The sequence below is a fragment of the Shewanella gelidimarina genome (assembly GCF_023283945.1).
GTDB lineage: Bacteria > Pseudomonadota > Gammaproteobacteria > Enterobacterales > Shewanellaceae > Shewanella > Shewanella gelidimarina.
On record NZ_JAKIKW010000018.1, the window covers coordinates 40,682 to 61,816 of the forward strand.

Annotated in this window: 15 protein-coding genes; 4 read left to right on the forward strand and 11 right to left on the reverse strand. The window is 42.2% G+C overall.

Annotation, left to right across the window (positions count from 1 at the left end; translation table 11 throughout):
* Positions 1-32 precede the first annotated feature (32 nt).
* The 7 genes from L2729_RS15080 to prmB form a co-directional block, all read right to left on the reverse strand.
* Positions 33-731 (reverse strand): DUF3313 family protein, encoded by a 699-nt coding sequence (locus L2729_RS15080; protein WP_248989009.1) that lies wholly within the window; start codon positions 729-731, stop codon positions 33-35.
* Positions 732-1,004: 273 nt separating this feature from the next.
* Positions 1,005-1,550 (reverse strand): RNA methyltransferase, encoded by a 546-nt coding sequence (locus L2729_RS15085; protein WP_248989010.1) that lies wholly within the window; start codon positions 1,548-1,550, stop codon positions 1,005-1,007.
* 63 nt (positions 1,551-1,613) lie between these two features.
* On the reverse strand, positions 1,614-1,883 hold the full coding sequence (locus L2729_RS15090; RefSeq protein WP_248989011.1) for a YfcL family protein: 270 nt from the start codon (positions 1,881-1,883) through the stop codon (positions 1,614-1,616).
* Positions 1,884-1,967: 84 nt separating this feature from the next.
* Positions 1,968-3,092, reverse strand: coding sequence for an ATP-NAD kinase family protein (locus L2729_RS15095; protein ID WP_248989012.1), 1,125 nt, complete (start codon positions 3,090-3,092; stop codon positions 1,968-1,970).
* Between the two features lie 47 nt (positions 3,093-3,139).
* Positions 3,140-4,321, reverse strand: a complete 1,182-nt coding sequence (locus tag L2729_RS15100) for an MFS transporter (protein ID WP_248989013.1) — start codon at positions 4,319-4,321, stop codon at positions 3,140-3,142.
* Entirely contained in the window at positions 4,321-5,415 is a 1,095-nt protein-coding gene (gene aroC, locus L2729_RS15105; protein ID WP_248989014.1) for a chorismate synthase, read from the reverse strand. Before aroC ends, L2729_RS15100 begins: the two co-directional genes overlap by 1 nt.
* 107 nt (positions 5,416-5,522) lie before the next feature.
* Positions 5,523-6,467: a 50S ribosomal protein L3 N(5)-glutamine methyltransferase gene (gene prmB, locus L2729_RS15110; protein ID WP_248989015.1), complete on the reverse strand. Its 945-nt coding sequence runs from the start codon at positions 6,465-6,467 to the stop codon at positions 5,523-5,525.
* Positions 6,468-6,546: 79 nt separating this feature from the next.
* Here prmB and smrB point away from each other — a divergent pair, with 79 nt between their 5' ends.
* Positions 6,547-7,077 (forward strand): endonuclease SmrB, encoded by a 531-nt coding sequence (gene smrB, locus L2729_RS15115; RefSeq protein ID WP_248989016.1) that lies wholly within the window; start codon positions 6,547-6,549, stop codon positions 7,075-7,077.
* Between the two features lie 88 nt (positions 7,078-7,165).
* On the opposite strand, the gene sixA is transcribed toward smrB, so the two are convergent.
* Entirely contained in the window at positions 7,166-7,636 is a 471-nt protein-coding gene (gene sixA / locus L2729_RS15120; protein ID WP_248989017.1) for a phosphohistidine phosphatase SixA, read from the reverse strand.
* 404 nt (positions 7,637-8,040) lie between these two features.
* Between sixA and L2729_RS15125 the strand changes: the two genes are divergently transcribed.
* The 3 genes from L2729_RS15125 (at position 8,041) to L2729_RS15135 (ending at position 16,744) form a co-directional block, all read left to right on the forward strand.
* Entirely contained in the window at positions 8,041-10,836 is a 2,796-nt protein-coding gene (locus L2729_RS15125) for an insulinase family protein (RefSeq protein WP_428848254.1), read from the forward strand.
* 168 nt (positions 10,837-11,004) lie between these two features.
* Positions 11,005-15,357, forward strand: a complete 4,353-nt coding sequence (locus L2729_RS15130; RefSeq protein WP_346347763.1) for an EAL domain-containing protein — start codon at positions 11,005-11,007, stop codon at positions 15,355-15,357.
* 88 nt (positions 15,358-15,445) lie between these two features.
* A complete protein-coding gene (locus L2729_RS15135) occupies positions 15,446-16,744 on the forward strand; it encodes a hypothetical protein (RefSeq protein WP_248989019.1) in 1,299 nt (432 codons plus the stop codon).
* 371 nt (positions 16,745-17,115) lie between these two features.
* Here the strand turns inward: L2729_RS15135 and L2729_RS15140 are convergent, their stop codons facing one another.
* The 3 genes from L2729_RS15140 to fadI form a co-directional block, all read right to left on the reverse strand.
* Positions 17,116-17,316 (reverse strand): hypothetical protein, encoded by a 201-nt coding sequence (locus L2729_RS15140; protein WP_248989020.1) that lies wholly within the window; start codon positions 17,314-17,316, stop codon positions 17,116-17,118.
* A 176-nt stretch (positions 17,317-17,492) separates the two neighbouring features.
* Positions 17,493-19,613, reverse strand: a complete 2,121-nt coding sequence (gene fadJ / locus L2729_RS15145; protein ID WP_248989021.1) for a fatty acid oxidation complex subunit alpha FadJ — start codon at positions 19,611-19,613, stop codon at positions 17,493-17,495.
* A gap of 5 nt (positions 19,614-19,618) precedes the next feature.
* Positions 19,619-20,929, reverse strand: a complete 1,311-nt coding sequence (fadI, locus tag L2729_RS15150; protein WP_248989022.1) for an acetyl-CoA C-acyltransferase FadI — start codon at positions 20,927-20,929, stop codon at positions 19,619-19,621.
* Positions 20,930-21,135: the final 206 nt, after the last annotated feature.

Below are 21,135 nucleotides of genomic sequence, written 5' to 3' on the forward strand. Positions count from 1 at the left end.
CGAACGTTCCGCCTCTGCTTTACATGTAAATGCTATTTTGCACCTGCTGCCATCAAAGCATTTTTAAAATCATTTAACCAGCGACGGTAAACCGTTTTAACGTCCCCCCAGTTAAAGACTTGAGTATTGAGTTGCCACTGGTCAAATCCTTCTCCGCGATCAGCCGCTTTTGCTAGTACCTCGCCACTCTGACCGTCTTTAATCATTGCCAATAACATCATGGAGCCTGAGTTTTGAGTATAGGTTTTACCCATTGAGTTATAGCTTCGTCTTGAGGACTCTATCGGTGCACTCAGCCGAATATCGGTTACCGCGACCTGAATGATCAGGGTATCAGGTCCTACTTTATCGACAATTTCAAACGGTTGATCTTCGTTGAACACACTGGCAACGATTGTCGCAAATTCAGTCGACATTCTTTTGAGGGCTTCATCAGGCAGATCGTAGGTTGCATTAAGCCCATCCGCCCTTCTGTCAATACGTGGAGGTTTATAATCAGCAGGATGATCGTTAGTCACTGCTGCGGGTTCAAAATACAGTTTTCGATATTTTCCCCAGTCTACATTTGGCCTGGCGAAAGAGATATCTAACACCGAGTTGTCAATTTTAACCAAGCCCTCTTTAGTCACTTGTGCATCTGGCCCAGATTGCATTGAAGGAGGCACAGAGGAACAGCCTGCTAGTCCTATCAATAGCGCCAGCAATACGGTTTGTTGTCTTAATAGTCGCATTGAATCAATCCTTTAATTAAAATGGTCCTAGTAAATATTAGTAGCGATGGCCTATACGTCAATTAAATAATCGGCACATTTTTTGATTTCCAGAGCAAGCACGTCACCAAAACAGCCTGCAACACTGATGTACGTTCATTAACATAGAGGTCTAAACTTACTAAAGCTGCAATTGACTAAATAAAAAAGGCCACTTTTTAAAGTGGCCTTTAATTGACGCAGTCTTAAGTAACCTAACGCACCTTTAGCAGCGCATAAGCTTAAAATCGTTAATCACTTAGGGAAATTGAAACTACGCTTAACTTTAATCCGGTTATTATTGTCACGACTAGAACGGATCAAATCATCACCGATTATCATCGCGTTAGACTTGGATAGTCGGTCATAAAGCAGCACGTTAACTGAAGCCGCTAGGTTCATGCAACCGACAGTCGGCACATACACTACTGCGTCAGCTCTATTGATAAGTTGCTGATTAATAGTGCCATCTTCAGGTCCAAATATATAGAGCGCTTTTTCTGGATGCTGAAATTCTGGTAGTGGGATGGCGCCTTCCACTAAATCGACACATACAATGCTGACATCTTTTTCTACCGCGTCAATTAAAGACTCAACGCCGGTTAGCGCTATGATTTCGCTAGCGGCTTGAGTATCAGTATTGTATTGCGAATTGCCGTTACTGGCCGCCAAAGGGTAGCGTTTGCCGGTATAGAACACATCTTCGGCTTGATAACATCCAGCAGCGCGCATTACGCCGCCAACATTGGTTGGGCTTTTAGGATTAACTAATCCTATTGCGCTATATTGTTTGGTACTCATGCTTGCTCACTCAGTCGAAAAAACTCACTGCCGCATTAAGAATACGGCATAACACTTAGCACGTTAAGCCGCTAACTTGCTGCTTAACTGTAACCATGCATCGTTAACTAAAGCATAGTCATTATCATCGAGCTCTTTTCTAGCTAGCGCCAAACATTCAACCATCTCTATAGCTAAAGCTTGAGTACCTTGGTCGGTTTTGACTTCTAACTTCGATAACACTACCGCAAAATGGCCTTGAAGGTATCCGCTTGCAAACAAGGCATCATCATCACCTTCAGCAACAATACTTTCAATCCATTCCTGAAGTGTTTGCTCATACTTCTCTATCATTGAGGGCTCCACATTCTCAAACTATTGGAATCATTCCAACATACAATTAATAACGGTCAATCGACTCAGTGTTTGCAGTCGTAATTACTCAACTAGATCTGGGTTCGCAACTTGGTACATCACATAATCGTGATAGCCCGTCACCACTTTATAATAGCCAGTAAGTTCTTTATCTAATTCTGGGTCGCCACTATCCACAATTAAGGGTCGACCTTCAAGTGCTTTTAACTTTGTTTTTGTCGCTAAAATAACAATATTGTTCTTACCCACCCGTCTTACTAGCTCAGGTGATAACTGCTGGTTACCTCGACCTAAAATGTGGCCTTGGCCGCCGATAAGGGTAATGTATAGTTTAACTGATTGTTTTTCGGTTAATTGTAGTAATTCATCAGCTGATAAATCACTGCCGACTAATTGTCGCGCTTGAACGAGATCGACACCCAATAAGGTATTGTCGAGTCCAAGCTCTTCCATCACCGCCGCGACGGTACTACCAGATCCTATAACAATAAGATCATCTTCCATGAGTTCAATCGCTTCAGCGGCAATATCAGCAAGCACGAGTTCGTCGGTTTCTATACCCCCCATTTTTACCGCTTGAACATAACGCGGCTCAGCGGGCACCAGCATTTCACCAAACCGCTTGGCTTTGACTACGCCTGTTCTAAAGGCGACTTCATCGATATCCATCACATCAGCGCACATCAGGCTGACTAATTCACCCTCTAACAACATCTTGACCACCACGCCTGATGCATGGGGCGTTATCCCGTAAACCCCTGAATGAATCTTCACCCCAGCGGGCACACCTAACACTGGGATATTATCGTCAGCGATGGCAAAAATATCCCTTGCAGTGCCGTCCCCCCCTGCGAATAAAAGCAAATCGAGTGTTTCACTCAGCAGCTTCTCAACTACCAATTGAGTATCTTGCGCCTCTGTGAGCGCGGGCGCATGATAGACCACACGCACATTAAAACCCATTTTACGGGCTAACGATTCGCCCATATCACCCGATGCGGTTATGATCTCAAGCTGGTCTTTATAGGGTAAAATGACTTGCAGAGCTTGTTGCATTCGCAACTGTGATTTAGGGACAGCGCCTTTAGCGATAGCTAACTCAGCCACACCATCACTGCCTTTTAAAGCAACACTGCCACCTAAACCCGCAAGTGGATTAATAATTAAACCAAGACGAAACGTGCTCACTTCATTGACTCCATTTAAAAGCAGTTAGAGACGGACTCATTAGCTGTTTAGGCCGCAGTGACCGATCTAGCCGGCGGGCGCTGCGATGACGGAATAAATAACACTGCAATCATTGAAAGCACTGCGCAGAATGCAGCAAAAATCCACGTTGTGACCGCGCCGGAGCCATCACCCCATATCATTCCACATAACCAAGTACCCAATGCACCGCCAACACCAAAGCTCAAGCTGGCATAGAGCGCTTGCCCTTGGCTACGACGACTAATATCAAAATGCTTATGTACAAACTGAATTGAAGCAGCGTGGGTTAACCCAAAAGTGAACGCATGCAATATTTGACTTAGGCTGAGCCACAATAAGCTGTCGACCCCAAACGCAAGTAATAGCCAACGAACAGCGGTTAACCCAATACTGATAAAGAGTAAAAATTTCACCCCAAAACGTCCAAGGAGGCGTGGCGCATACATAAACATAATGATCTCTGCCGCAACGCCCAATGCCACAAAAATACCGGCTACCGCTTCGGTATAGCCCGCTTGTTTAAGATATAGAACAAAGAAACCATAGAATGGCCCTGCGCTCATTTGCAATAACATCGCTGAGATAAGAAACCAAATAACGGCTTTATTAAACACTAACGGTGGACGTTTAACATCCCGCTGAACCTTAGCTCTGTTAGCGGGTAGTGGGAGTGCGCTGACCAGCATACCGACAAATAATGCCATACCAATGTAGGGCAGGATCTGAGGCCCCCAATGACCGATGGCAAAACCACCACCGACCACAAGAACGATATAGCCAACACTGCCCCAACTCCGTATTGCACCATAACGGGTGGTATTCTCCCCCAATGTTTCAAGTGTAATCACTTCTAACTGGGCTAGAATAGCGTTCCAAAAAAAGGTATATACCGCCAGACTGATAGCAAGATACGTCAAGCTACCATCATAGAAAAAACTGAGGTAAGAGACTGCGGCAGCACCTGCGCCTATTTTTATTAACTCAGAGCGCATCCCGGTTCTATCTGCCACTATTGCCCACAAATTGGGGGCGATAATTCGAGTCCCCATGAGGATGGCTAATAAAAAGCCAATCTCTTGAGCATTAAAACCGCGGCTATCAAAAAAGACACCTAAATAAGGCACCATGACGCCAAGGATAGAGAAGAAAAAGAAATAACAAGCACAGAGCCAGCGTAATTGCTGCTCTGTGTTTTTAGGCTGAAACATTAACGCATTCCGATGACAGGTGTACTGCTATTCACATCCATATTTTGTGCGCGATGACGCAGTAAGTGATCCATCAATACTATCGCTAACATTGCTTCTGCAATGGGTACTGCACGAATGCCCACACAAGGATCATGTCGACCTTTAGTCACAACTTCAGCAGTGTCACCTTGGGCAGTCATACTCTCACCCGGCACACTAATGCTTGATGTTGGCTTCATCGCAATATGAGCGACGATTGGTTGGCCTGAAGAGATCCCGCCTAAAATGCCACCCGCATGGTTAGAGGCAAAACCTTCTGGCGACATCAAATCGCGATGCTCAGAGCCTTTTTGATTAACCACATCAAAGCCGTCACCAATCTCAACACCTTTAACAGCATTTATTCCCATGAGTGCATGAGCAATTTCAGCGTCTAGTCGGTCAAATACAGGTTCACCTAAGCCAACAGGAACGCCCGTGGCGACCACCGTCACTTTAGCGCCAATTGAATCACCACTTTTTTTAAGATCGCGCATGTATTCGTCTAAAGCCACAAGCTTCGACGCATCAGGGAAGAAGAATGCGTTTTTCTCTATTTCGGCGAAATCAACAGACTCAGCTTTGATTGGACCAAGTTGTGACAAATAGCCATTTATCTCAATACCATGAATTTTCTTTAGGTACTTTTTGGCCACGGCACCAGCAGCAACTCGCATTGCGGTTTCACGCGCAGAAGAGCGACCACCACCACGATAATCTCTTAAACCATACTTTTGTTGATAGGTATAATCGGCGTGTCCAGGACGAAACAAGTCTTTAATATTCGAGTAATCTTTACTGCGCTGATCAGTGTTTTCAATCAACAGACCGATTGAAGTCCCCGTTGTTTGACCTTCAAACACGCCAGATAAGATACGCACTTCATCCGCCTCACGACGAGCGGTGGTATATCGAGAGGTCCCTGGACGACGGCGGTCAAGATCATGCTGCATATCCGCTTCATTTAACTCAATCCCAGGAGGACAACCATCAATAATACAACCTAAGGCAACTCCGTGGCTCTCACCAAATGTAGTGACTACAAAATTTTGACCAATACTGTTTCCCGACATCCGCTTTCTACACCTCAATTACGCAAATTAAACGAGCACCTACGACTAAAAAAGTAGATACACAAATTAGATGGCCACAATACAACCAGCATTGTGGCTAGTTTCTATTATTCACTATCTTTATAGATAACAAATAATGATTCATTTTCAACTAGTTGATCACGCGTCAAAATGAAAACACCGTCTCCGCCATTTTCAAAGCTTACCCATGTGAATGGCACATCAGGGAATAGCGCGATTAAATGCACCATTGAGTTACCCACTTCAACCACCAGTAGACCATCTTCAGTCAAATAATCAGCTGCATTGGCAAGGATACGCTTGGTGAGATCTAAACCGTCACGACCAGAAGCTAGACCAATTTCAGGCTCATGATGATATTCATCCGGCATATCACCGATATCTTCGGCATCAACATAAGGCGGATTAGAGACGATTAAGTCGTAGTGTGGGCCTTTAGGGATGGCAGAAAACAGATCTGATTCCATCGGGAACACCCGGTCCATAACCCCAAGAGTTTCAATATTAATCTGCGCCACGTCTAAGGCATCTTCGCTGATGTCTAACGCATCGACTTCGGCATTTTCAAATTCATAAGCGCAAGCGATGGCAATACAACCACTGCCTGTACACAAGTCCATTACGCGATTAACTTGTTTGTTATATAACCAAGGGCTGAAACGGTTAGCGATTAACTCAGCAATTGGCGAACGAGGAACCAATACCCGCTCATCAACATAAAATTCAAGACCAGCAAACATCACTTTATTGGTTAGATATGGAACAGGTAAACGCTCTTTGACTCGGCGAATAATGAGTTCAACAATTTTATGTTTTTCGCTAATAGTCAGATTAGAGTGAATGACTTGTTGGCCGAGCTCTTCTGGTAAATGCAATGCATGAAAAACCAAGGCAATGGCTTCGTCCCACGCATTATCGGTACCGTGTCCGTAATAAATATTTGCATCATTAAAACGACTGACACCCCAGCGTAACATATCACCAATTGTTCTTAATTCAGTAACGGCTTCATCAACAAAAATCTTATCCAAAATTCACTCCAACATTTTAATTCCGACTCATTGTAACTGAACTCTATTCATATGGCATCGGATTCAATAAAATACCCTTATGAATAAAAGAACCGATAAAGATGATTTGGCGCTATTTGCAGAGCTAACGAAAGGAGTGAAACCTTTTGAGCAAAACAAACGCCACTTTAAATCAGCCCCAAAAGACCGCAAAGTGATTGAGGAAAAAGAGCAACAGCTACATGCTGACAGCTTCTTCTCTGATACTTATCAACCACTACTGCCCGAAATTGGCCCAATGAAGTGGGCAAGAGATGACGTTGATAGCTATGAAGTAAAACGTCTGCGCCGCGGAGATTACGTGCCCGATCTATTACTAGATTTGCATGGTCTACGCCAATCAGAGGCAAAACTTGAGCTAGCCGCTTTGATCCAAGCCTGTATTAAACAACAAAGTCATTGCTGCTGCATTATGCATGGGCATGGTACGGGAGTGTTGAAACAGAATATTCCAATGTGGTTAGCGCAACACCCTCACATAAAGGCCTTTCATCAAGCGACTAAAGAATGGGGTGGCGATGCGGCATTACTGGTATTGATTGATATTGGCGACCAACCTTACCGCCGTTAAGTGTTGCAGTGTATTAATACAGATTAAGGCTGCGAGCACAAAAAAGTGAGTCTTTTGGGACTCACTCCTTCCTAAACCCTAAACGATGCTAGCAGATCATATGAGGTGCATATTGCCATTCTACAGAGGCTTGCGTCGGTTGCTTATTAATAAGCGTAACACCCGAGGTGGCAAACAATGGCGGCTCAAAGCCTGCTACCAACTCACTCACCAAATAGCCTAGCAGTGGCATATGTGCCAAAATCAATACATTTTCAGCTTTATAATGTTCAGCATAAGCAAGGACGGTTTCCGCAACTGTCGCCGGGTCTCCCGAAGGTACCAATTCATCTAATGTTAACCATTGACGGGGTTCAGGAAAATGCTGATGCATTTCTTGCCAACTTTGTTGCGCTCGCAGATACGGACTCACGAGCACTAAATCAAACTCAGTAACGCTCTGTCCTAGCCAATTACTCATCAAGCCTGTGTGCTGGCGACCAGTATCCGTTAATGTCCGTTCTCTATCTGAATGGGCATTAAAGCCCGCTTCACCATGTCGCATTAAAAATAGCTGCATACCGCTTTGCTACTCCCAACTTTTTATTCTTATTAATTAATCAATTGTAGTCTGAATCTTGACAGCAACATACCGTTTTTTAGTTATTAATTAGTCGAATATAACTTGTGATGGATTTAAGATACTAACCATTAAAGAGTCAAAAGGTTAATTGAACATCAAATTGAACCAAAATCAGCCAAACAACAGATTATTTTACCGTTTGGAGATCTTGTGTTTGAAGATATGTAGAAATGATGGCAAGTTACATTATTACAGCAGCCTAGAATCATTTACAACGCTAGCCTATCGACTCAATATCACAAGCCGACCAAGAGATGTAAATTGGATCTTTTACGTGCTTTATCGGCAAGTGATTACTAAAGTAAGTGTCTAGGTTAGATGCTGTTCGATCAATTGGAGCCATGCTTTTGCCAAAAAACAAAAAAGTTATCACGAGTCCAAATGACCATCGCAAGTACCGTAATATCACCTTAGAAAATGGGTTATCGGTGTTATTGGTTGAAGATCTGCAGTCAACAGAAGCTGCAGCATCAATGGCTGTGGCCGTAGGTCATTTTGACGACCCAGTTGCTCGTCCTGGTATGGCACATTTTCTTGAACATATGCTTTTTCTTGGTACTGAAAAATTCCCTGACTCAGGAGAATACTCGGCCTTTATCAACCAGCATGGCGGAAGCAACAACGCCTGGACTGGCACTGAGCACACTAACTTTTTTTATAGCATCAACGCCGCACAATTTGAAGCTTCACTCGACCGTTTTAGTCAATTTTTCATCGCACCATTATTTGATGTAGCGTTAGTTGATCGCGAGCGTCATGCTATCGAATCTGAATTCAGTATGAAGCTAAAAGACGATATTCGACGTGTCTACCAGGTGCAAAAAGAAACGGTTAACCCAGCTCATCCTTTTTCCAAGTTTTCAGTGGGTAACCTAGAAACATTGGCTGGCGAACAACAAAACTTGAGAGAGGAGTTAATCGCTTTTTATAACGAAAAGTACAGTGCTAACATAATGACATTATGCATCGTGGCTCCCACCTCTTTAGATGATTTGGCCAAGCTTGCTCACACTTATTTTGCTGCGATTAGCCACCAGCCTGAACCGACTCAATATCCAGATACCCCCATTTATCTAGCAGAACAATTACAAGCAAAAATCAACATCGTTCCTCTCAAAGAGCAGCGACGAATTGCGATTACGTTTGCTTTGCCAGCGCTTGAACGCTTTTATAAGCGTAAGCCTTTGACATTTATTAGTCACCTTCTAGGTTACGAAGGTAAAGGTAGCTTGCTCTCCTATTTAAAAGAACGAGGGCTGGCCAACAATTTATCGGCTGGCGGTGGTGTAAACGGTTACAATTTCAAAGATTATAATATTAGTATCCAACTTACAGATCTAGGGTTGAACAACCTTAAAGATGTTATTGATTGTGCTTTTGAGTACATTGCTTTAATCAGAGAGACAGGGTTAAGCGACTGGCGATACAAAGAAAGGGCTGCTTTGCTCAAAGTTGCTTTTCAATACCAGGAGCAAGTTAAGGCACTGGATTTGGCAAGTCATCTGAGCATTAACATGCATCATTATGATGTTGAAGATGTGGTTTTCGGTGATTACCGCATGGATGGCCTTGATGTTATCGAAACCCAGCAGTTATTAGCGATGATGACTCCGACTAATATGCGCTTACAACTTATTGCTCCTGAGTTAGAAACCGATAAACAAGCCGCATGGTATCACTCACCGTATCAGATCCGTAAAATTGCCACGGAAGATATCACTCGTTGGTCAGCACCTAAAGTGCGCTCCGAGCTCACCTTACCCTCGCCTAATCCGTTCATTATTGACCATTGCATCGCAAGAGCAGATAAAAGTAACGGGCCAGTGCCACTCGTGGTATCACAAGAACCAGGCTATCGAATTTGGCATAAAAAAGATGATGAATTTAACGTGCCTAAAGGGCATCTCTATCTTTCTTTGGACTCAGCTCAAGCCGCTGCATCGCCCAAGCATGCTGCATTAACGCGACTTTATGTAGAAATGCTGCTTGATTACCTCACCGAGTATACCTATCAAGCAGAGGTCGCAGGCCTGAGCTACAACATTTACCCTCATCAAGGTGGGATCACCTTACATTTGACCGGTTTTTCTGGCAAACAAGAAGCACTGCTCTCACTTGTTATTGAAAAAGCACGCGAACGCAAGTTTACTCAGAACCGCTTTGAATTGATAAAAAAACAGATCTTACGCAGCTGGTATAATCATACTCAAGCTAAGCCAATATCCCAGCTATTTACCAGTTTAACAGTGACGCTGCAAAAGCGCAGTTTTGAACCGGCTCGGATGGCTGAGTTACTTGAAGAGATCACCTTAGAAGACTTACATGCACATGTTAAAAGTTTCTATGAAAAAATACATTTAGAAGGCTTAGTTTATGGCGACTGGCTGGAAAGTGAAGCTAAGGCCCTAGGTTGTAAGCTTAATAGAATTTTGTCCTTGGTCACCTCCCCAAGTTCAGAGTCTTCAAGGGAGCTTATCGACCTCTCAAATAAAGGCACATTGTTGAGAGAGGTTTCAGCCTCTCATCAAGACAGTGGCATTATTGTCTACTATCAATCTGATACTGCGACTCCAGATAATATGGCGCTGTTTAGTCTGCTAAACCACACTATGTCATCTACCTTTTTTCATGAGCTAAGAACGCAAAAACAGTTGGGTTATATGGTTGGCACGGGTTATCTGCCTCTGAATCGATACCCTGGTATTATTTTTTATATTCAATCACCGAACTCTGGACCACAAGTACTATTACAGGCGATAGACGAGTTCATTGCAGATTTTACCTATGCAATATTACAGATCACCAATGAGCAGTGGGAATCAACTAAAACCGGCCTTGTGAACCAAGTCATGGAACATGATGCGAACCTTAAAACGCGCAGTCAACGTTACTGGTCTAGCATAGGTAACAAAGACTATGCCTTTAACCAAAGGGAAAATGTTGTAGAGCAAATAAAGACGTTAACTCGCTCTGATTTAATCAAGTTTATAATGAAGAAGATGCGGACTAAACACTGTGACCGACTAGTCCTCTTTAGCACGGGTGAGTCCCATCAAGATCAAGCGCAGCTAAAGTCCGATAATATGATCCTTGATCTCCGTGCATTCAAACTCAAAGCTGAACAATTTGATTACTAAAGTGCGCCATAGTGGGTAAATAGTAAAACGATGAAAAATGGAATGTCTAAACGGATAAGTATTAAAGTTAACCCGTTTAGACAAGAGAAAATACAAAGTGGACATATATCATACTGAAAGGATGTGAGTAATGATAATTAGCTACAAAATGCACGAAGATTTTTGACAATGACGTCACTTTCTGAAAAAGTGAGCATTAGATACTTTTGCCTTATGACATTGGTTAAAAATAAAATAATAAATATGCCTAAGACACTGCTAAAAGTTACACTATTTTTGTTCCTGCTCTTCTCGTCGATGCAGTCTTCTTTAGCATTCACGCTAAACTCTGTCTCTCTAGGCGTACCTGAAGGACTCTCCCAAAGTAACGTTACATCGATTGTCGAAGATGCTGATGGCTATGTTTGGGTTGGTACTCTTAATGGGCTAAACAGATACGATGGTAAAACCTTCCGCCACTACTTTCCATCGAAAAGGAACCAGTTAGCCAGCACTTTCATTCGCAGCCTCTACATTAGCCAATCTGGATCTATGTACATTGGAACTGATAAAGGTTTATCCGTATACGATCCTAAACAAGACAAAATAGTATCTTCTAACGTATTAGGTTTTGAAATAAATGAAGCTGTATGGACCATATATGAACATGAAAATAATATTTTCATTAGTACAGAAAACTCTATCTATATTATAAATGAACTAAGTAATAAAAAACTATCTATCAGAAATAAATATACTGGGACTTTTGGACTTGTAAAAGATATTTTGTTTTTCAAAAATGAAATGTTTATTAGAAATTATCATGGGACTATATATTCAGTTACTAACAAAATAACTGAAGTCGCTAATAATACTATTGCAATGAAAGTTATTAATGATGAGTTATTTATTTTCAATAGTAAAGGGGTACTAAAGTATAACGACGGTTCAACAAGCCAGTTTACCACTTCAGCTTACTCGAGTATTTCAACAAAAAACAATTATAACTTAGGTTTAAATAAAAGTTCACTTTTCAACATAGATAACATTAAACGACCAGTGTTGATAGGCAATATAAATATACCCGAAAAAAACTTAGAACACCCTAGAGTGTTTAGAGGCCGTACTAAAACATTTATATCCAATCAAAATAATGGGTTTTTAATTATAAATGACAATAGTGATTTGGTTAAAACAAAAGTAGTAGATGGTGGTAACGTTTGGTCCATTTCTTCAAACAATAAATCAAATATTACTGTTAGTGCTGACGATCCAATGATTAGCATATATGATGCAAAACTTGATATTTTCAATCAATACAATTCAAAAGTAAAAGGACCTAAATCAGTAGTCAAACTCGGTCAGTTTTTATATATTGCCAGTTTAAAAGGTCTTATCTCGTTGAACACTGACAATGGGGAAATTGAAAAGATTATTGATGGGCAATTTTTTGTTATAAGAGCAAATAATAATGGCGGCAGTATATTCATAGGCTCAACGTCAGGTCAAGTGTTACACTATTCTATAGACACAGGCTTAACGCAAGCGTATTCAGTTGACCCTGGCAATCCTATCTTTGATATAAAACAGTATAATAATGCTCTGTTAATCGCTACTCAGGGAGGACTATTTAAACTCGAAAATGATATGGTAAGCACTCTTTACACAAAACAGATGGTACTTAGCGTTGATATATTCGATGATCACATACTATTTGGGACAAGTACAAGTCTTGAAAAAATTAGTTATGGGACAGAAGTTATAGAAGAGATATACAATAACAAAAAACCTATTTTTTCTATTATACAAAGTGATAAGTTCATTATAGCAACTTCGGTAAATGAAATTTTTATTAAGAATAAAAAGAACGGATACAGGTACATCTTAAATAAACAGGTAGGTGTCCAAGATGAATACAATACTCACGCAATTCTAAAGCGAAACGATAAAGTATACATAGGTGGAATCACAGGGATAAGCTTGATATCATTGGAAGAACTAGATGGTTATTTGACTAACCGTGAGCCGGCCAGTGTAACATTAAATCAACTCTTAATATTCAACATCCCAGTAGTACCTAGTGGAAAAGTTTTAACAAATCAATTAAACAACACTAAAAAAATAAAGCTAAAATACTCAGACTACCCATTCACATTGTTATTTAACAGCCCTAAAGTCCCTCAGCAAGATATCAATTACATCTACCAAATGAGAGGCTTATCTGATTCATTAATTAACTCAGAGGGGATAAATTCTGCAACTTATACAAACTTATCTCCCGGTGAATATGAGTTTACAGTCTATGCTATTGACCCAATATCCGGTAAGCAAGGCGAAGAAAAAACTTTAACTATTGAGATCACCCCACCATGGTGGTTATCACTACCAGCAAAAATAATCTACTTTATTTTTGCTCTGTTGTTGTCTGTCACCATCATTAAGTTCTCTCTAAAACGTCGTGAAATTCAAAGACAGATAGCCAAAAGCGAAGAGCGTCTAAAGTTATCACTATGGGGCAGTGGCGACGAGATGTGGGATTGGGATATTGAAACAGGTCAAATATACCGCTCTAACATCTGGGGATCATTAGAGTTTCCAAGAGATGGACAACGATCAGGGCAAGAGGGGGAAGAGAGCAATATCCACCCAATGGATCAAACTCGCGTCCGTGATGCTCTAAACAAACATTTTTACGGTGAAACTGATCATTTTGAGGCTGCATATCGGGTAAAAGGCAAATCAGATGACTGGGTATGGATTTTAGACCGCGCAAAAATTGTTGAACGTGATGAGAATGATAATGCACTGCGAATGACAGGAACGATTAAGAATATTAATAATTTCAAACAAGCTGAAGAACAACTTCGCTTATTTGAGCGAGCGATTCAAAATATCTCTGAAGGTATGTTCATCTTAGATAATGATTTTAATTTCGTGGAGGTTAACGAAGCTTGCTGCGATCTATCCATGCTAAGCAAGAAGGACTTTATTGGTACCCTATTTAACTTTGACTTATACCCCGACAGTTACTCGGAGCAGATCCGTTCCATTCTCAAACAACAGGGTCGTTGGAGTAACGAAGTTGAATCAGCCAGAGGCAACGGTACTAGCTTCTTGATGGAACTGACCGTTGATGCGATATATGACGAACAAGGTGAGCTATCGCATTATGTCGGTGTATTCTCCGATATTAGCCGCAGAAAACAACAAGAGGAAGAGCTAAGAAAACTGACCAATAACGATCTGTTGACTAATCTGCCAAACCGCTCAAACCTGATGGTCACACTGGGTAACTTAGTTAAAAGAGATTCCCACCATACTTTGATGGTTTTGGATCTGGATAATTTTAAAAAGATTAACGATTCTTTGGGTCATCAAGTTGGTGATGAACTACTCATATTGGTTTCCGAGCGAATACAAGCTGCAGTACCCGATCACACCAGCATTTACCGTTTAGGCGGTGACGAATTCGCTATATTAATAGATAAGAATCCCGATATAGGTGTAAGTGCTGTTATCGCCAAGACAGTCATCCACGCATTTGAAACTTCGTTTCAACTGTCAGCAGAAAAAGTGGTGGTTGGCGTCAGTATCGGCATTGTGTTGTACCCTGAAGATGATCAAAACGAGCAAGCATTACTCCGAAAAGCGGATATTGCTATGTATCACGCAAAATCAGGCGGCGGAAACCGTTACCAGTTCTATTCAGAATCACTAAACAAGAATGCCATTAGACAGCTCGAAGTTGAAAACTTGATCCGCGAGGGTATAAAGGATGATCTATTTGAAGTTTACTACCAACCTAAAGTTGATTTAAAGACTGGTCATATGGCTGGCATGGAAGCACTTGTTAGACTAAATCATCCACAACATGGACTAATACCACCAAACAACTTTATTCCATTAGCTGAAGAGAACGGCCTTATCGTTGAGATTGGTGATATTGTATTAAAGAAAGCCTGTTTTGCTGCGCAAAAATGGCGCTCATTAGGACTCTTTAATGGTCGCGTAGCCGTTAATTTGTCCTCGAAACAGTTCGCCTTACCCGATCTTCAACAGCGTATAGAGTCAATTTTACGTCTCACTCAACTCCCAGCTGCCAATTTAGAGCTTGAAATAACGGAAGGCACCGTGATTCGTGAGCCAGAAAAAGCGATAAAAGTAATGCAACAGTTATCAAAAATGGGTGTAAGTTTAGCCTTAGATGATTTTGGTACTGGCTACTCATCACTATCATATTTAAAACGATTCCCGATTAATACCTTGAAAATTGATAAAGCATTTGTCGATGATATCGACAAATCCGACCGCGATTTAAAGATGGTCGATTCAATCATCACTATCGCCCATAACATGGGGCTTTCAGTGGTAGGAGAAGGAGTTGAGGAAGCATCTCAACTGAATATTCTCCGAGCACTCAAGTGCGAAGAGATCCAAGGTTACATATTTAGTAAAGCAGTAACGGAATCTGAGTTCACAACTCTGCTACGAAATGATACAAACTCAAAACCATTAAAAGCCATATCCCTAAATAACGCCTAAATTCAACAACAACAACTAAAACATTGGCACGACATCTGCAATAACCTTTTCAATAGTCAAAAAGACTGAAACTTCGAAAAGGTTTAAAATGAAAAAGATAATTAATGGATTAGTTGCCTCTGTAGCGTTTGCGTGTTCATTCCCAGTGATGGCGTCAAGCCACACCATAGTCGCCGAGTACGACAAGGATTATTCTCTATATCAAGAGCAAGCTATAAATCTTGCTGGCATTCCAAACGTGAAGTTTAAGCCGCTGCAAACAGCCGGTATCCCGAACGTGAAGTTTAAGCCGCTGCAAACAGCTGGTATCCCTAACGTGAAGTTTAAGCCGCTGCAAACAGCTGGTATTCCAAACGTGAAGTTTAAGCCGCTGCAAACAGCTGGTATCCCAAACGTGAAGTTTAAGCCGTTGCAAACAGCTGGTATTCCGAACGTGAAGTTTAAGCCGCTACAAACAGCTGGTATCCCTAACGTGAAGTTTAAGCCGCTGCAAACAGCTGGTATTCCAAACGTGAAGTTTAAGCCGCTACAAACAGCTGGTATCCCTAACGTGAAGTTTAAGCCGCTGCAAACAGCTGGAATTCCAAACGTGAAGTTTAAGCCGCTGCAAACAGCTGGTATCCCTAACGTGAAGTTTAAGCCGTTGCAAACAGCTGGTATTCCGAACGTGAAATTTAAGCCGCTGCAAACAGCTGGTATCCCAAACGTGAAGTTTAAGCCGCTGCAAACAGCTGGTATTCCAAACGTGAAGTTTACAGCCGGTATCCCAAACGTGAAATTTAAGCCACTGCAAACAGCTGGTATCCCAAACGTGAAGTTTAAGCCGTTACAAACAGCCGGTATCCCAAACGTGAAATTTAAGCCGCTGCAAACAGCTGGTATCCCAAACGTGAAGTTTAAGCCGTTGCAAACAGCTGGTATTCCTAACGTGAAGTTTAAGCCGTTGCAAACAGCTGGTATTCCGAACGTGAAGTTTAAGCCGTTGCAAACAGCTGGTATTCCGAACGTGAAGTTTAAGCCGTTGCAAACAGCTGGTATTCCGAACGTGAAGTTTAAGCCGCTGCAAACGGCTGGTATCCCTAACGTGAAGTTTAAGCCGCTGCAAACAGCTGGTATTCCAAACGTGAAATTTAAGCCGCTGCAAACAGCTGGTATTCCAAACGTGAAATTTAAGCCGCTGCAAACAGCTGGTATCCCAAACGTGAAGTTTAAGCCGCTGCAAACAGCTGGTATTCCGAACGTGAAGTTTAAGCCGTTGCAAACAGCTGGTATTCCGAACGTGAAGTTTAAGCCGCTGCAAACAGCTGGTATCCCAAACGTGAAGTTTAAGCCGCTACAGACAGCTGGCGTTCCACATATTAAGTTCATTAACCAAGCTGCGGCATAGAAGGAAAATAATTATGTTTGATTTATTAATGCAAGCACTTGGATTGAGCAAACCTGTTCGTAAGAAAGTTAAGCTTCCTGAAGGGTTAAATCATCTTGAAGTCATTCCAGCTAAAGGTTGGTGGAACTAGTACACACCCGTTTAATGCCTAAGGAGAACGACCATGCTTATTTCTTTGATGCAGATGTTAGGACTAAGAAAGCCTTTACGTAAAAAAATACAGCTTCCTGAAGGGTTACAACATTTAGAGATCGTTACCGCAAAAGGTTGGTGGAGTTAGTTTTAGATACAATAATCTAAAACTACACAAACAAAAAAAGGAGCTTATGCTCCTTTTTTGTTTCTCTGTATAAAATACAGATTCCAAAAATTCAAATCTCTAACCAAAAAGCTTGTTTCCCCATGGATTTTTTGTATGCCAGTTGCTTATGCGAATTAAACAAAGGATAAGCGGCAGGGCCAAACAAAAAACCTGCAAAAGCCCATCGTTTAACAGGTAATCCGGCTTTAAACGCTGCATCGCCTAACAACAAACCTGAAAAAACTAACACCAATACGATTGTGAATACCACTTACCTACACCTCACTTCAAATAAGTCAGCATCCATACCTGAATATCTATTTCGGCGCCTATTATATCGTCAAACCAGCAGAGGGGTGAGTGTTTTTTAGTCAATTTATTGTCACCAAAGTAAAAGAAAGCGGCCAAATGTAGCCGCCTTGTTAATTTTTTGACGCTTTTTAACGCTTACTTGAAAAAGAAACTCTGTTCATTTGCCATCTGTTTCAGTCTATCTGCTGGTTCAAATCGGTCGCCAAACTTAGATTGGTAAGCCGATAGAATCTCAACGAGTTTAGCAGGACCTAGTGTGTCGATATAATGGAAAGGACCGCCTAAGAATGGTGGGAAACCGATCCCAAATATAGCGCCTATATCGCCATCACGAGCTGAAGCGATTATTCCTTCATCTAAACATCTGACAGCTTCGTTCAACATCTGCACGACGCATCGTTGCGCCACTTCATTAGCATCACTATTTTGAGCTGGCGTTAAACCAAGCACGGTATATACGCTACTGTCGACCTCTTTAGATTTCTTTTTGCTACCGTATTGATAGAAACCTTTGCCATTTTTACGGCCCTTTCTATCATCGGCTAATAACTTGTCAAACGCGGCGGGTGCTTTAAAGCGTTCGCCGAGTTCAGCTTCCAATATAGGGGAGATCTTAGCGCCAACATCAATACCAACTTCATCGAGTAACGTCATTGGACCGACGGGAAAACCGAACTTAACCAGAGCCTTATCTAAATGCTCTACACTCTGCCCTTCTAATAGCAGCTGTGCTGCTTCATTCATGTAAAGAGCCAATATTCGGTTGACGTAAAAGCCAGCGCCATCTTGCACAACAATGGGGGTTTTACCCTGTTTACGCGCAAATGCAACGGTGGTTGCTATTGTCTCAGCAGAAGTCTTCTTATGCGCAATCACTTCGACTAATGGCATTTTTTCTACCGGAGAAAAATAGTGCAGACCGATAACATTCTCAGGTCGACTTGCAGCTTCTGCAATTTGAGCAATAGGCAAAGATGAGGTGTTGGAAGCGAAAATGGTGTTTTCACCACACTCTCGTTCAACATCTTTCACCATCTGATGTTTAAGAGCAAGATCTTCAAATACGGCCTCAACAACGATATCGGCATCTTTAATGCCTTTATATTCAGTCGTTGTGGTCATCAATGCCATTAAGTTGTCGCGGGCAGCTGGTGTCATATGACGACGCTTAACCCCTTTATCCAACAATTTATAAGCGTAAGACAATGCATTGCTCAAACCGGTTTCGCTGATATCTTTTACTCGAGCTGGAATTTTAGCTTTGGTTGTTGTTACCGAAGCAATACCACCGCCCATTAGACCGCCACCCAGTATCATCGCTTTCTTTACTTTACGTGGTATAACATCACCCGCACCGGTCTCTTTTTTCATCTCTGTAGTGGCAAAGAAAATACTTCTAAGCGCTGCAGACTCTTTAGACATAACCAGATCTGAAAAGTGGCTTGCTTCCACCTCTAATCCCTTAATTAAACCTTTAGTCATACCTTGACGAACACAATCAATAATCTTTGCAGGCGCAGGATAATTACCTTGCGTCTTCTTAGCGACTTGCTTGCCAGCTTGGTCAAAAATAATATTACGACCAACGCTAGTGCCTTCAAGCATTTTGTTGATCAATGACTGCTTTTTCTTTGTCACTGAGCGTTTGCCCGCTAATGCCATCTCAATGGCAGTGCGCATCAAAATTGACTCAGGAACAACATCATCAACCAAGCCCATTTTCAATGCCTGCTTTGGTCGAATTTGCTTACCTGTAAGCATCATATCTAAAGCGGTAGTGATCCCGACTAAACGCGGTAAACGCTGAGTTCCACCACCGCCAGGAAGCAAACCAAGCTGTACTTCAGGTACGCCCATCATCGTTTTGCCATTGAGGCTACAGACTCGTTGATGACACGCTAGCGCAAGCTCTAAACCACCGCCTAAACAAGCACCGTTTATTGCTGCAACAACCGGTATATTTAAATTTTCTAGCTCATTAAAGACCACATGCCCTTGCTGAGAGAGCAACTTCGCATCCATCGCTGTTTCACACGCAGCCAACATGGAGATATCGGCACCAGCCACAAAAGAGTCTTTTTTGCCTGAGACCAATACTAAGCCTTTGATACTTTTGTCAGCTTTAATCTCAGCAAGTATTTCGCTGATCTCTGGGCCAAATTCGCTACGCAGCGTGTTCATTGTCTCGCCTGGCACATCCATTGTCAGAATGGCAATACCGTCTTCTCGACGAGCTAAATTAAATGTCTTTTCCATTTGAGTTACTCCACTTCAACTATCATTGCAGCACCTAGACCACCCGCAGCACATGCTGTTGCGAGACCCGTTCCGCCACCACGGCGCTTAAGTTCGTGACAAACTTGGGTAATAAGTCGCGTACCTGTTGCTGCAAAGGGATGTCCATAAGCTAAAGAACCACCCAATACATTAAATTTACTCATATCAATTTCACCAATAGCACGGTTACGACCAAGCTTTTCTGCGGCGAATTTCTTTGAACCAAACATCTGCATATTGGCTAATGTTTGTGCCGCAAATGCTTCATGCATCTCAATAAGCGTAAGGTCTTCTAGCTCCATTCCCGCTCGCTTTAGCGCCATTGGCGTCGCGTAAGATGGGCCCATTAGCATGTCTTCCCAAACATCAATAGCGGTAAAGGCATAACTCTTTATGTAACCAATAGGCGTGTAACCCAAGGCTTTGGCTCTGCCTTCGCTCATGAGCAATACTGCTGATGCACCATCAGTTAATGGCGTGCTCGTTGCTGCCGTCACTGAGCCATGTTTACGGTCAAATGCAGGGCGTAATTTTGCGTAAGACTCAAGCGTAGAGTTTTCGCGGATATTATTATCGCGGTCAATAAACCCTTTATAAGGAGGTACATGGGCTGTCATCACCTCTTGGGCCAGTTTGCCTGCGTTCCACGTTTCAGTCGCCAATGTATGCGAGCGATGTGCCAACGCGTCTTGATCTGCACGACTAATGTTATAGGTTTTCGCCATCTGCTCGGCCGTTTGCCCCATTGACAACCCCGTCGAGAATTCGGCGACAGCAGGGGGTACAGGAAGCAAATCTTTCAAACCTAAACGGCGAAAAATAGACAGTTTCTGACTAAAGGTACGCGCTTTATTAAGGTCAACGAGGGCATGTGCAAGCTTTCTCGAAACACCAATGGGTACGACAGAAGAGGAGTCTGCTCCACCAGCAATACCAATCTCCATATTGCCAGTCATGATTGACTCGGCAACGTTGACCGTTGACTGAAAGCTAGTAGCACAGGCGCGAGTCACACTATAGGCATCGGTACTCACATCCATGCCAGTGCCTAAAACGATTTCACGAGCGATATTGGGCGCAGCTGGCATTAGCACAACCTGACCATATACCAGTTGTTCAATTAACTTGGGATCAAGTTCTGAACGTGAAATTAGTTCATTAACAACCATTTTGCCCATATCTAACGCTGATACGCCATGAAATGCGGTGGCTTGTTTAGCAAATGGCGTCCGTAATCCCGATACAATCGCGATTCGTTCGCCTCTAGCGTTAGTGACTTGCTGTCTTTTACTCATTTTCCACCCTCTTGTTCTGCGTCGCTAACCATTGAAGTTGCTCGCTTTATTATATCCCTGAGAAACCTGCCTAATATTCGACAAACAGGTCTGACCATTAAAGTGTGATCTGATTCTAACTTTTAAATGAAAAGTTTTAAACACTTGTTTGTTTTTTAACACTAGCCAAAACCCAATGGAATTAATTACCATAGAGATTGTCCATA

Excerpts from the sequence above, each read along its gene's own strand:
- L2729_RS15080 (WP_248989009.1), bottom strand. The coding sequence starts at position 731 with ATGCGACTATTAAGACAACAAACCGTATTGCTGGCGCTATTGATAGGA.
- L2729_RS15085 (WP_248989010.1), bottom strand. The coding sequence starts at position 1,550 with ATGAGTACCAAACAATATAGCGCAATAGGATTAGTTAATCCTAAAAGC.
- L2729_RS15090 (WP_248989011.1), bottom strand. The coding sequence starts at position 1,883 with ATGATAGAGAAGTATGAGCAAACACTTCAGGAATGGATTGAAAGTATT.
- L2729_RS15100 (WP_248989013.1), bottom strand. The coding sequence starts at position 4,321 with ATGTTTCAGCCTAAAAACACAGAGCAGCAATTACGCTGGCTCTGTGCT.
- aroC (WP_248989014.1), bottom strand. The coding sequence starts at position 5,415 with ATGTCGGGAAACAGTATTGGTCAAAATTTTGTAGTCACTACATTTGGT.
- smrB (WP_248989016.1), top strand. The coding sequence starts at position 6,547 with ATGAATAAAAGAACCGATAAAGATGATTTGGCGCTATTTGCAGAGCTA.
- sixA (WP_248989017.1), bottom strand. The coding sequence starts at position 7,636 with ATGCAGCTATTTTTAATGCGACATGGTGAAGCGGGCTTTAATGCCCAT.
- L2729_RS15125 (WP_428848254.1), top strand. The coding sequence starts at position 8,041 with ATGCTTTTGCCAAAAAACAAAAAAGTTATCACGAGTCCAAATGACCAT.
- L2729_RS15130 (WP_346347763.1), top strand. The coding sequence starts at position 11,005 with ATGACGTCACTTTCTGAAAAAGTGAGCATTAGATACTTTTGCCTTATG.
- L2729_RS15135 (WP_248989019.1), top strand. The coding sequence starts at position 15,446 with ATGAAAAAGATAATTAATGGATTAGTTGCCTCTGTAGCGTTTGCGTGT.
- fadJ (WP_248989021.1), bottom strand. The coding sequence starts at position 19,613 with ATGGAAAAGACATTTAATTTAGCTCGTCGAGAAGACGGTATTGCCATT.
- fadI (WP_248989022.1), bottom strand. The coding sequence starts at position 20,929 with ATGAGTAAAAGACAGCAAGTCACTAACGCTAGAGGCGAACGAATCGCG.